The following is a 12,474-nucleotide window of genomic DNA, read 5'->3' as shown; positions in this document are numbered from 1 at the left end:
TTCAATACCGGGGGCGCCGCACCCGGGCGCCGTCGATCATTGCCGGGGCCGGAACACCGGGATCCCGTCGCGGAAGCCGACCTGGAGTGCCATGCCCGCGCGCAGCGTCTCCGGCGGCGCGTCCACGACTTCCGTCATCATCCGCGGGCCCTCGGCCAGTTGGACGACCGCGGCCACGTACGGGACGCGTTCGCCGAACGGCGGCAGGTCGTTGCGGTGGACGACGGACCAGGTGTACAGCTCGGCCCGGCCGCTCGCCGGCCGCCACTGGACGTCCTCGCTCCAGCAGTGCGGGCAGAACTCCCGGGGGTAGTGGTGCGGGCGGTCACAGGCCCGGCAGTGGCGGATGAGGAGCGTGCCGGCCGCCGCCGCGTCCCAGTACGCGCGCGTGAAGTCGTCCGCCTCGGGGAGGTCGTGGCGGGCTTCGCTCATCAGAACCACCCGAGCGCGTGGTCCAGCGACCACGTCTGCCAGGACATCCCGAACAGGCCGACCACCGAGATCAGCGCCATCATCGAGTTCTGCCCCTGCTCCGCCCAGTCGTGGATCATGAGCGTGAAGTAGAGGACGTTGAGCAGCAGTCCGCCGACCAGCGCGACGGGGGTCAGCAGGCCGAGGATCAGACCGAGGCCGAGTGCCAGTTCCGCGTAGGCGACGACGTACGCCATCGTCTTCGGGCGCGGCCGCACGACCACCTCGAAGCCGCTGCGGACCGGGGTCCACCGGTGCTTGGCGGCGATGTCCGCGGCCCAGGTGATCCCGCCGCCCTCGAACCACGTCTTCTTGTCCTTGTGCCGCCAGCTCTCCAGCCACCACAGCCCGAGACCTGTGCGCAGGACGGCCAGCCATTCCGCACCGGTGAGCCAGATCGTGTCCATGGGATCTGACGGTACGTCAGATAGCGGGCCGCCGGAAGACTCCGGTTCCCCGGGAAGCGGCCATGGGACCCCCACAACCAGGCGCCCTACGCCACGAGCCCCACCCACTCCTCCTACAGGCGTGATCAATCCGCAACCAATTCCGGTCTTGACCGAGACCCATCAACCCGGCACGTGATTACGCTCGCGCACATGGCCGACTCCACAGCGTCCTCCACGCCCTCCGGCGCGGAGCAGAACACCGCCGCCCGCCCCGTCTACGTCATCGGCGGCGGCCCCGGCGGACTCGCCGCCGCGTACGCGCTGCGGGCCCAGGGCGTACGCGCCGTCGTCCTGGAGAAGTCCGACCGCGTCGGCGCCTCCTGGCGGCGCCACTACGACCGCCTCCACCTGCACACCACCCGCCGCCTCTCCGGCCTGCCGGGCCTGGCGATGCCGCGCAAGTTCGGTCGCTGGGTGTCCCGCGACAACGTGGTGCGCTATCTGGAGAAGTACGCCGAGTACCACGAGCTGGAGATCGTCACCGGCGTCGAGGTCTCCCGGGTCGAGCGCTCCGCCGACAGCGCCGGCTGGCTGCTGCACGCCACCGGCGGCCGCGAACTGACCGGCGCCGCGGTGGTCGTCGCCACCGGCTACAACCACACCCCGCACCTGCCCGACTGGCCCGGCCGGGACGGCTACACCGGCGATCTGGTGCACGCCTCGGAGTACCGCAACCCCGAGCCCTACGCCGGCCGTGACGTCCTCGTCGTCGGCGTCGGCAACACCGGCGCCGAGATCGCCGTCGACCTGGTGGAGGGCGGCGCCTCCCGGGTCCGGCTCTCGGTCCGCACCGCCCCGCACATCGTGCGCCGCTCGACGGCCGGGTGGGCCGCCCAGTACACCGGCGTCCTCGTACGGCGCCTGCCGGTCCGGCTGGTGGACAAGCTCGCCGGGCCCCTGGGGAAGCTCAGCGTGCCCGACCTCTCCGCCCACGGCCTGCCCCGCCCCGACACCGGCCTCTACAGCCGCGTCAACGAGGGCTCCATCCCGGTCCAGGACGTCGGCCTCATCGACGCCGTCAAGGCGGGCAAGGTGGAGGTCGTCGCCGCCGTCGACGGCTTCGAGGACGGCAAGGTCGCCCTCGCCGACGGCGACCGCATCGCCCCGGACGCGGTGATCGCGGCGACCGGCTACGTCCGCGCCCTGGAGGGCCTGGTCGGCCACCTCGAGGTCCTCGACGCCCGCGGCAGGCCGCTGGTGCACGGCGCCCGCACCCCGTCGAACGCCCCCGGCCTCTACTTCACCGGGTACACCAACCCGATCAGCGGCATGTTCCGCGAGCTGGCGATCGACGCCGAGAAGATCGCGAAGAGGATCGCCCGGACGGGCTCGGCGGCCCGCCTGGACGCCGTGCGCACATAGCCGTACGTCCGCGCGCCCGTACGTAGAAGACCTCAATCTCCTTCAGTACGACGGCTGTTGCCCATGTGTCCTAGGTGACTCACGGGTCAGCACGGGGAGCTGTTTCGCGCCACCGCGCGGGGCCAGAATGCGAGCACTGCTCATCTTTCGAGCACGGCTCATCTTTCCGGCCCCACCCCACCCCTCTCCTCGGAGGACGCACGTGGCAACCGAAAGACAGCTCTCCCGCCGTTCCCTGCTCGGTGCCGCCGGCGCCGGTGCCGCCGGCCTCACCGCCTCCACCGCCGGGACGGCCGCCGCCGCGACCCGCACCGCCGACGTGTGTGTCGTCGGCGCCGGGCTCGCCGGACTCACCGCGGCCCGCGATCTGGTGGCGGCCGGCACGTCGGTGGTCGTCCTGGAGGCCCGTGACCGCGTCGGCGGCCGGGTGCTGAACCTGTCCCTGGCCAACGGCGGATTCACCGAGGGCGGCGGCGAGTTCATCGGCCCCACCCAGGACCGCATCAAGGCCCTCGCCGACTCTCTCGGCGTCGCCACCTTCGCCACCTACAACACCGGCAAGAACCTCCTCTACAAGGACGGCAAGAAGACCCCGTACGCCACCGACGGTCTCCTCGGCTCGGTCCCGCCGATCGACGCGGCCGGCCTCGCCAACGCCGCGATCGTCCAGGCCACCCTCGACGACCTGGCCAAACAGATCCCGGTCGACGCGCCCTGGACCGCCGCCAGGGCCGACGAATGGGACCGGCAGACCTTCGAGACCTGGCTGCGCGCCAACGCCGTGATCCCCTCGGCCAAGTTCCTCTTCGACGTGGCCTGCACGTCGGTCTTCTCGGCCGAGCCCCGTGAACTCTCCTTCCTGTACGTGCTCTTCTACATCGCCGCCGCGGGCAACGCCTCGAACCCCGGCACCCTGGAACGCCTCACCGAGACCGCGGGCGGCGCACAGGAGCTGCGCTTCGTCGGCGGCTCCCAGCAGGTCCCGATCAAGCTCGCCGCCACCCTCGGCGACCGGGTCGTGCTGAACGCCCCGGTGCGCACGATCACCAAGTCCGGCTCCCAGTACGTCGTGACGGCCGACGGCACCACCGTCACCGCCCGCCGGGTCGTCGTCGCCGTCCCCCCGCCGATCGCCGCCCGCATCACCTACGACCCGGTCCTGCCCGCCGCCCGCGACCAGCTCACCCAGCGCCTGCCGATGGCCTCCGTCGGCAAGGCGATCGCGATCTACGACACCCCCTTCTGGCGCGCCGACGGCCTCAACGGCCAGGTCGTCAGCGATTCCGGCGTGGTCAGCTCCACCTTCGACAACTCCCCGCCCGACGCCTCCTACGGCGCCCTCATGGGCTTCATCGAGGCCGACGAGGCCCGCAGGTTCGACGCGGCGAGCGAGGCGGAGGTCAGGGCCGCCGTGCTGAAGGACTACGCGACGTACTTCGGCGAGAAAGCCGCCTCCCCTTCCGCCTTCGTCCTGCAACGCTGGAACAACGAGACCTACACCCGCGGCGGCCCCGTCGCCATCGCCGGGCCCGGCGTGCTCACCCAGTACGGTCCCGCCCTACGCCGCCCCGTCGGCGGTATCCACTGGGCGGGGACGGAGACGTCCACGTACTGGATCGGGTACATGGACGGAGCGGTGCGGTCGGGCGAACGGGTCGCGAAGGAGGTGCTGGCGGCGCTGTGACCGGCCCGCTCCCACTTTGCTGCGTGCACGGCCATTCCTGACACAGCGTCAGTTCCTTTAATCTGACACTGCGTCAGTTAATCGCTGTCACACAGGAGCGGGCGGACCGATGCTTGGATCAACCCACGGCACCCTCACCACCGACTCCCGCCGGGCCCGGGTCGTCGCCTGCGGCGAGCAGCCCGGGCCCGCCGTCCACGGCCGGCCCGCCGACGTCGGCGACCTCGACGTCAGCGGCCGCCCGCTGTACGGCGACGTCCCCGATCTGGACCGCTTCTTCCGGCCGGAGTCCGTCGCCGTGATCGGCGCCTCGGACGCCGAGGGCCGGCCCAACACCGGCGTCACCCGGCAGCTGATCGGCTGGGCCGAGCGCGTCGGGGCCCGGCTGCACCCGGTGCATCCCAGCCGTCCGTCCGTGTTCGGCATCCCCTGCGTGACGTCCGTCGCCGAGCTGCCCGAGCAGGTCGATCTCGCCGTCCTGCTGGTCGCCGATCCTCTTCCGGTGGTCGAGGAACTGGCCGAGGCCAAGGCCAAGTTCGCGGTCGTCTTCGCCTCCGGTTTCGCGGAGACCGGCGAGGAGGGCGCCGCCGCACAGGACCGGCTGGCCGTCGCCGTACGGCGGTCCGGGATGCGGCTGCTCGGACCGAACACCAACCTCAACGCCTTCGAGCGGTTCCGCGAGGACCTCGACGGACCGGCGATCGCCCTCATCACCCAGTCCGGGCACCAGGGACGCCCCGTCTTCGCCCTCCAGGAGCTCGGCATCCGCCTCTCCCACTGGGCGCCGACCGGCAACGAGGCCGACCTGGAGACCGCCGACTTCCTCTCCTGGTTCGCCGAGCAGCCGGACGTCGGCGCCATCGCCTGTTACGTCGAGGGCCTCAAGGACGGCCGCTCCTTCCTGCTGGCCGCCGACCGGGCCGCCCGCCGCAAGGTGCCGGTGGTCGCGGTCAAGGTGGGCCGCACCGAGACCGGCGCCCGCACGGCCGCCTCCCACACCGGCAAACTGACCGGGGCGGACGCGGTGGTGGACGCGGCGATGCGGCAGTACGGAGTGATCCGCGTCGACGGCCTCGACGAACTCCAGGACACCGCCGCCCTGTTGGCCCGCGCCCGCCCGCCGCGCGCCGACGGGGTCGTCGTCTACTCGATCTCGGGCGGCACCGGCGCCCACTTCGCCGACCTGGCGACGGAGGCGGGGCTGCGACTGCCGACGCTCTCCGACACCAAGCAGGCCGAACTGCACCAGTGGATACCGGAGTACCTGAGCGTCGCCAACCCGGTCGACAACGGCGGGCATCCGGTCGGCGACTGGCGCGGCCGGAAGATCATCGACGCGATCCTCGACGACCCGTCGGTCGGGGTGCTGATCTGCCCGGTCACGGGCCCCTTCCCGCCGCTCAGCGACCGGCTGGTCCAGGACCTGGTGGAGGCGGCCGAGGAGACGGACAAGCTGGTCTGCGTGGTGTGGGGCTCACCGGTCGGCACCGAACCGGCGTACCGCGAGGTCCTGTTGGGCTCCTCCCGGGTGGCCACCTTCCGCACGGTCGGCAACTGCATCACCGCCGTCCGCGCCTACCTCGACCACCACCGCTTCACGGCGAGCTACCGCTCCCCCCTGGACGAGGCCCCGCGCACCACGTCCCCCTCCTTCCGCAAGGCGCAGGCCCTGATGCGCCCGGGTCAGCAGCTGAGCGAGCACGCGGCGAAGCAGCTGCTGCGGGCGTACGGCATCCGCGTGCCGCGCGAGCAGCTGGTGACCAGCGCGGCGGCGGCCGTGCGCGCGGCGGGGCTGGTGGGCTACCCGGTGGTGATGAAGGCCTCCGGTGCGCAGATCGCCCACAAGACCGAGCTGGGCCTGGTGAAGATCGGGCTCACCTCCGCGAGCCAGGTCCGCGACGCCTACCGGGAGCTGACCGACATCGCCCGCTACGAGGGCGTCTCCCTGGACGGGGTGCTGGTCTGCCAGATGGTCGAGCGGGGCGTCGAGATGGTCGTCGGCGTCACCCACGACGACCTCTTCGGGCCGACGGTGACGGTCGGGCTGGGCGGTGTGCTGGTGGAGGTCCTGCACGACGTGGCCGTACGCGTGCCGCCGTTCACCGAGGAGCAGGCCCGGGACATGCTGGGCGACCTGCGCGGGCGGCCCCTGCTGGACGGGGTGCGGGGGCGGCCGCCGGCCGATGTCGACGCGCTCGTCGAGGTCGTCCTGCGGGTGCAGCGCATGGCCCTGGAACTCGGGGACGGACTGGCCGAGCTGGACATCAACCCGCTGATGGTCCTGGAGCGGGGGCAGGGTGCGGTGGCGCTGGACGCGTTGGTGGTGTGCCGGTGAGCGCCGAGGTGCTGCACACCGGCGCTGGTGGTGTGCCGATGAGCACCGAGGTGCTGCACACCGTGACGGACCAGGTCGCGTCGATCACCCTCAACCGGCCCGAGGCCCTCAACGCCCTCACTCCCGAGGGGCGGGACCTGCTGATCCGGCTGCTGGCGGACGCCTCGGCCGATCCCGGGGTGCGGGCCGTGGTCATCAGCGGGACCGGACGCGGCTTCTGCGCGGGCGCGGATCTGCGGGGCGGGGCGGGGTCCGGTGAGCGCGTCGCCGGGGACGTGGCGCGCATCCTCCGGCTGGGCGCCCAGCGCCTGATCGCCGCGGTCCTCGACTGCGAGAAGCCGGTGATCGCCGCCGTCAACGGCACCGCGGCCGGCCTCGGCGCGCATCTCGCGCTCGCCTGCGACCTCGTACTGGCCGCGGAATCGGCCAGGTTCATCGAGGTGTTCGTACGCCGTGGACTCGTCCCCGACGGCGGCGGCGCGTATCTCCTCCCCCGCCTGGTCGGCCCGCAGCGCGCGAAGGAGCTGATGTTCTTCGGCGACGCGCTCACCGCCGCCGACGCCGAACGCCTGGGTCTGGTCAACCGGGTCGTCCCGGAGGGCGAGTTGACGAAGACCGCCGCGGAGTGGGCGGCCCGTCTCGCCACCGGCCCGACGCGCGCCCTCGCCCTCACCAAGCAGCTCGTCAACGCCTCCCTCGACACCGACCGCGCCACCGCGTTCGCCGCGGAGGCCGCCGCACAGGAGATCAACATGACGACGGCGGACGCGCGGGAGGGGGTGGCGAGCTTCGTGGAGCGGCGCGGCGCCGAGTTCAAGGGGCGCTGACCGCCGTCACTTCTTCTTGAGAATCCGCAGGTCACCCGCGTCCGGATCACCGAACAGCACGAACAGCTCCGGCTCGCGCTCCGTGCCGCCGATCGTCCAGTACGTCTGCTCATCGCATCCGCCGTGCAGGCGTACGACGACGCCGTCCCGTACGCCGGGCCCCTCCCCGAGGTAGGCGTCATCGCTGCCGTCCCGGTCGACGCTCCAGGTGCCGGTGCCGTCGCACCGCACGTACTCAAAGCTGTCGGGGTCCTCCAGCGGGAGATCGGTGAAGTCGGCCCGCCCGTTCTCCCGCAGGTTCAGGACGGCGCCGTCGTCGCCGCGCCAGACGCCGGCGAGCTGGGCGGTGGAGAGGGTCGGGGGCTCGTAGTCCTTGAGGAATCCGGCGAAGCCGGCCGCGATCGCGCCGCAGACGATCAGCACGCACAGCCCAAAGGTGGCGGCCGCCGAGCGGAGCCAGACGCCGAAGAACCCCCAGGCACGCCCCTTGATCCTGGCGCGGCGGCGGGCGTAGGCGACGGCCAGAAGCGGAAGGAGGCCGAACGCGGCGAGCATGCCGGCCGCGGCGAGCAACCCCGGCGCGGGCGCGGACCACCCGGCCATGACGAGCACCCAGAAGACGCTCACCAGGATCACGGCCCCGAGCCGCCACAGCCACTCCGGCCCACGCGTCCGACGCGCGGCCACGCGCGCGAGGACGAGCGTCGGCATCGTGAACAGGGCCGCGTACAGGGTGGTCAGGAAAGGCAGCAGGACGAGCACCAGCAGGAAGAAGGCCCAGGCGAGCACGTTGATGCCGCTGCCGTAGTCGTCGTCGTTGATGCTCGCGATCCAGAAGACCGTCCACAGCACCGGCACCTGAAGCGCGGCCGCCGCCGCGGCCGTGTGCAGCTCGGACCACTTCCAGGCGTCCGCGAGCTGCCGTCTTGTCTCTCCCCACCCCATGCACGCAGGGTACGGAGGCCCTTCGGCGGCCGCTCACCACCCCTTCCTATCTGACGCCCCGTCAGCTTCAATGGAAGGGTGATGGGACAAGCAGGCATGGCCGAGGCAGCCGTCCGCTATCTGCGGTCCGTGGGGGCGGCGCCGGGCGAATCCACGGGGCGCGACGTCACTTCCGCCCCTCTCGACCCCCTGCCCCGCCCCGACCTGCGCTGTGTCGGTGAGGACGAGCGGGCGCCGGTCGGGCAGGGCGAGTTCCGGCGGGTGCTGGGGAACTTCGCGACGGGCGTGGCCGTGGTCACCGCGCCCGCCGCCGACGGCGGGTCCGGCCCCGCCGGCTTCGCCTGCCAGTCCTTCTCCTCGCTGTCCCTCGACCCGCCCCTGGTCTCGTTCATGGTCGGCCGTACGTCGGCGACCTGGCCCCGTATCGCCCGCGCCGGCGTCTTCTGCGTCAACGTGCTCGCCGCCCACCAGGGCGCCCTGTGCCGTGGCTTCGCGGTCAGCGGCGCGGACAAGTTCGCGGGCGTGGCCTACGACGCGGCGCCCTGCTCCGGCTCCCCGCGCCTCGCGGAGACGCTCGCGTGGATCGACTGCACGATCCACGCGGTGCACACCGGCGGCGACCACCTGATCGTGGTCGGCCGGGTGGACGCGCTGGGCACGGGCGACGAGGACGCGGCACCCCTGCTGTTCCACCGGGGGCGCTTCCTCTAGACCGCGCCTCAGGCGCCCTCCCAGGCCGCGCCTCAGGCCACCGCCGCCACCGCCGGCACCGGCGTCTGCCTGCGCCGGATCACCAGCGCCATCAGCGCCGCCGCCGCGCACAGCGCCCCGGAGAAGTACCAGACCATGTCGTACGACCCGAAGACGTCCCGCGCCACACCGCCGAGGAAGGCCACCAGCGCCGCCCCGACCTGGTGCGAGGCCAGCACCCAGCCGAAGACGATCGCGCTGTCCTCGCCGTACTGCTCCCGGCACAGCGCCACCGTCGGCGGCACCGTGGCGACCCAGTCGAGGCCGTAGAAGACGATGAAGAACAGCATCGGCGGGTGCACGCTCGGCGCCAGCAGCATCGGCAGGAAGAGCAGCGAGACACCGCGCAGCGCGTAGTACATGGCGAGCAGCCGACGGGCGTCGAAGCGGTCGGTGAACCAGCCGGAGGCGATCGTGCCGACGACGTCGAAGACGCCGATGACCGCGAGCAGCGAGGCCGCCGCCTGGACCGGCATGTGCGCGTCGTGGGCGGCGGGCACGAAGTGGGTCTGGATCAGGCCGTTGGTGGAGGCGCCGCAGATCGCGAAGGTCCCGGCGAGCAGCCAGAAGGGGCCGGTGCGGGCGGCCTGGAACAGGACGGTGACCGCGCGGCGGGCGGCGCCCGGCACCGGGTCCGGCTTGGGCACGAACTCCTTGGCGCCGTACGGCTTCAGGCCCACGTCGGCCGGGTGGTCGCGCAGCAGCAGCCAGACGAAGGGGACGACGGCGAGGGCGGCGAGGGCGACGGTGACGGCGGCCGGGCGCCAGTCGTGCTCCTCCACCATCCAGGACAGCACCGGCAGGAAGATCAGCTGGCCGGAGGCGGAGGCGGCGGTGAGGATGCCGGTGACCAGGCCGCGCCGCTCGGTGAACCAGCGGTTGGTGACGGTCGCGGCGAAGGCCAGCGCCATCGACCCGGATCCCAGGCCGACCAGCAGACCCCAGCACAGCATGAGCTGCCAGGCCGCCGTCATCCACACGGTCAGCCCGGACCCGACCGCGATCACGGTCAGCGCAACGGCGACGACCCGGCGGATGCCGAAGCGGTCCATCAACGCCGCGGCGAAGGGGGCGGTGAGCCCGTACAGGGCGAGGTTGATCGAGACGGCCGCGCTGATCGTGCCGCGCGACCAGCCGAAGTCCTGGTGCAGCGGGTCGATGAGCAGCCCGGGCAGGGAACGGAAGGCGGCCGCGCCGATGATCGTCACGAAGGTGACGGCGGCGACGAACCACGCCCGGTGGATGCGCGGCTTCCTGGGGCTCGGGGTCTGCGGTACGGCGGCTGCGGCCGCCTCTGTCGTCTGAGTCACGCCTTGAGCATCGCGGCCGGATCCCGCCGCATCGAGTGGCCCGAAGGACAGCATTCGTTAGGATCGGGCCATGAGCAGTGAGCCGAGCGCTGAGCCGGGCAGCGAGCCGGGGTTCCGTCCGCACCGCATCGTCGTCCTCGCCATGGACGGCCTGCTCCCCTTCGAGCTGGGCATCCCGCACCGCATCTTCGGGCGCCCCCGGGACGCCGGGGGGCGGCCCCTGTACGAGGTCGTCACCTGCTCGATCCGGCCTCCGGGCCCGGTCGGCACGGACTCCGACTTCGACGTCCTGGTGCCGAACGGCCCGGAGACCCTGGCCACCGCCGACACCGTGATCGTCCCCGCCTCCTACGAGTTCGGCCCGGTCTACGACGAGGGCGTCCTGACCCCCGAACTGGCCGCCGCGCTCGCCCACATCCGCCCCGGCACCCGGCTCGCCTCCATCTGCACGGGCGTCTACGTCCTCGCCGCCGCCGGATATCTCGACGGCCGCCCGGCCACCACGCACTGGAACGACGCCGAGCGCCTCCAGCGGCTCTTCCCCCAGATCAAGGTCGACCCGGACGTCCTGTACGTCGACGACGGGGACGTCCTGACCTCCGCGGGCGTCGCCGCCGGGATCGACCTGTGCCTGCACATGCTGCGCCGCGACCACGGCACGGCGGTCGCCAACGCGGTGGCCCGCCGCACCGTCGTACCGCCGCACCGCGAGGGCGGGCAGGCGCAGTACATCCAGCGTCCGGTGCCCGAGCCGCAGCTGGCCACCACGACCGCGGCCCGCGCCTGGGCCCTCGCCCGGCTGCACGAGCCGATCCAGCTGCGCGACATGGCCGAGCAGGAGGCGATGTCGGTGCGGACCTTCACGCGCCGCTTCCGCGAGGAGGTCGGCATCAGCCCCGGCCAGTGGCTCACCCAGCAGCGGGTGGAGCGCGCCCGGCACCTGCTGGAGTCCTCCGACCTGTCCGTGGACCAGGTGGCCCGGGACGCCGGTTTCGGCACGGCCCAGTCGATGCGGCAGCACCTACAGGCGGCGCTGGGCGTCACCCCCACCAGCTACCGGCGCACCTTCCGCGCGGGCGCCGAGACCGCCGTCGGCCGTACGTGACACCCCCGCCCGGGCCTCACCGCGCACCTCCCCCCACCAGCCGAGCGCGGTGAGCAGCAGCCCGAGTGCCACGCCCGCCAGGACGGCCGTGGACGGGGCCACGACCTGGAGCAGCCCACCGGCCAGGGACCCCGTCGCCGCGTAACCCGCCCCGGCCGCCGCGTACATCACCGAGTACCCGGCGGCCGCGGCACCCGGCGGAACGGCCTCCCGCAGGGACAGGTTGCGCGTGATCAGCGCACCCGACTGGAGCATGCCCGCGAGCGCCAGGGCGACCGCGATCCCGGCCGCCCCTGGTATCAGCGCGGCGAGGGCCACGAAGGCCGACATGCCGCCCATCAGCACCACACTGCGGGTGCGCAGCCGCCCCGGCCACGCCCGCAGCCCGTACAGGAACGCCCCCAGTCCCGCCGCCACGGCCATGCCGGCCAGCATCGGGCCGGTCCAGCCGACGCCGATGCCGCGCTGTTCCAGGAGGGCGGGCAGGGTGAGTTCGGCGAGGCCCAGCAGGGTGAGGCTGGCCGCGCCCGTGACGTACACCGGCCACGCACGTATCAGCACCCGGAAGGCCGGAGACGCCCCGCTGTCCGCCGCGTGCTTCTCCTCGTCCCAGCGGGCGGGAAGCAGCCACAGCCCCGCGACCGACGACGCCATCAGCGCGGCGGCGAGGAGCAGCGGGGTGCGCGGTGCGACGCCGAGGGCGAGTCCGGCGACCGCCACCGGCGACACGGCCCACACCCCGGACATCAGCATCGACTCGGTCGACAGCGCCTGCGCCACGGCCCGTTCCGGGACCAGCGAGGTCAGCAGCGTCCGCAAACCGCCGGTAACCGCCCCCGGCGTGAACCCGGCCACGAAGGCGCACACCCCCAGCACCCCGCTCGGCGCACCGGGCAGAGCCCCCAGCCCCGCGAACCCCACCGCCCCGCCCGAGAGCCCGACGGCCAGCTGCCGACGGCCGCGCGCGGGATCCAGCCGCATCCCGAGCAGCGGTGCGCCGATGATCTCGCCGATCACATAGGCCGCCGCGAGCGCCGCCCCCAGCGTGTACCCACCGGGCCGCTCCCGCACCAGGAAGACCAGCGCCAACGGGGCCATCGCGACCGGCATACGGGCGCCGACGGCCGTACCGGCCCAGATCAGCACCGACTTGGAGGCGACGTCGCGGTAGGTCATGCGGACGACCGTAGGCGGCGGCACCGACAACGCGGCAGTGAATTTTCCGGGCCTGTGGAA

The 12,474-nt window shown here is 72.9% G+C and carries 11 protein-coding genes; 6 read left to right on the top strand and 5 right to left on the bottom strand.

Annotation, left to right across the window (positions count from 1 at the left end; all coding sequences use genetic code 11):
- Positions 1 to 36 precede the first annotated feature (36 nt).
- Positions 37 to 432, bottom strand: a complete 396-nt coding sequence (locus ACFUO4_RS28465) for a Zn-ribbon domain-containing OB-fold protein (protein ID WP_383490191.1) — start codon at positions 430 to 432, stop codon at positions 37 to 39.
- On the bottom strand, positions 432 to 878 hold the full coding sequence (locus tag ACFUO4_RS28460) for a DoxX family membrane protein (RefSeq protein ID WP_079310077.1): 447 nt from the start codon (positions 876 to 878) through the stop codon (positions 432 to 434). Before ACFUO4_RS28460 ends, ACFUO4_RS28465 begins: the two co-directional genes overlap by 1 nt.
- Positions 879 to 1,070: 192 nt before the next feature.
- Between ACFUO4_RS28460 and ACFUO4_RS28455 the strand changes: the two genes are divergently transcribed.
- The 4 genes from ACFUO4_RS28455 (at position 1,071) to ACFUO4_RS28440 (ending at position 7,128) form a co-directional block, all read left to right on the top strand.
- Positions 1,071 to 2,282, top strand: coding sequence for a flavin-containing monooxygenase (locus tag ACFUO4_RS28455; RefSeq protein WP_383490187.1), 1,212 nt, complete (start codon positions 1,071 to 1,073; stop codon positions 2,280 to 2,282).
- Between the two features lie 202 nt (positions 2,283 to 2,484).
- The gene (locus ACFUO4_RS28450; protein ID WP_383490184.1) at positions 2,485 to 3,966 is read left to right on the top strand and encodes a flavin monoamine oxidase family protein; all 1,482 of its coding nucleotides are present in this window, start codon (positions 2,485 to 2,487) and stop codon (positions 3,964 to 3,966) included.
- 109 nt (positions 3,967 to 4,075) lie between these two features.
- Complete coding sequence (locus ACFUO4_RS28445) at positions 4,076 to 6,301, top strand: acetate--CoA ligase family protein (protein WP_383490181.1); 2,226 nt, start codon at positions 4,076 to 4,078, stop codon at positions 6,299 to 6,301.
- 38 nt (positions 6,302 to 6,339) lie between these two features.
- Positions 6,340 to 7,128 carry an enoyl-CoA hydratase/isomerase family protein gene (locus ACFUO4_RS28440; protein WP_383490742.1) on the top strand — a complete coding sequence of 263 codons (789 nt, stop codon included), beginning with the start codon at positions 6,340 to 6,342 and terminating at the stop codon, positions 7,126 to 7,128.
- Positions 7,129 to 7,134: 6 nt separating this feature from the next.
- On the opposite strand, the gene ACFUO4_RS28435 is transcribed toward ACFUO4_RS28440, so the two are convergent.
- Complete coding sequence (locus ACFUO4_RS28435; RefSeq protein ID WP_383490179.1) at positions 7,135 to 8,073, bottom strand: hypothetical protein; 939 nt, start codon at positions 8,071 to 8,073, stop codon at positions 7,135 to 7,137.
- Positions 8,074 to 8,154: 81 nt separating this feature from the next.
- Between ACFUO4_RS28435 and ACFUO4_RS28430 the strand changes: the two genes are divergently transcribed.
- Complete coding sequence (locus ACFUO4_RS28430; RefSeq protein ID WP_383490176.1) at positions 8,155 to 8,784, top strand: flavin reductase family protein; 630 nt, start codon at positions 8,155 to 8,157, stop codon at positions 8,782 to 8,784.
- Between the two features lie 32 nt (positions 8,785 to 8,816).
- On the opposite strand, the gene ACFUO4_RS28425 is transcribed toward ACFUO4_RS28430, so the two are convergent.
- Positions 8,817 to 10,133: an MFS transporter gene (locus ACFUO4_RS28425; RefSeq protein WP_383490173.1), complete on the bottom strand. Its 1,317-nt coding sequence runs from the start codon at positions 10,131 to 10,133 to the stop codon at positions 8,817 to 8,819.
- Between the two features lie 70 nt (positions 10,134 to 10,203).
- Here ACFUO4_RS28425 and ACFUO4_RS28420 point away from each other — a divergent pair, with 70 nt between their 5' ends.
- Positions 10,204 to 11,238, top strand: coding sequence for a GlxA family transcriptional regulator (locus ACFUO4_RS28420; RefSeq protein ID WP_383490170.1), 1,035 nt, complete (start codon positions 10,204 to 10,206; stop codon positions 11,236 to 11,238).
- Here ACFUO4_RS28420 and ACFUO4_RS28415 read toward each other — a convergent pair.
- A complete protein-coding gene (locus ACFUO4_RS28415; RefSeq protein ID WP_383490167.1) occupies positions 11,155 to 12,414 on the bottom strand; it encodes an MFS transporter in 1,260 nt (419 codons plus the stop codon). The two genes, ACFUO4_RS28420 and ACFUO4_RS28415, sit on opposite strands and share 84 nt — an antisense overlap.
- Positions 12,415 to 12,474: the final 60 nt, after the last annotated feature.

The sequence above is a fragment of the Streptomyces sp. NPDC057280 genome (assembly GCF_042668605.1).
GTDB lineage: Bacteria > Actinomycetota > Actinomycetes > Streptomycetales > Streptomycetaceae > Streptomyces.
Note: the sequence above shows the minus strand (reverse complement) of the source record. Positions and strands in the feature narration are given on the sequence as shown.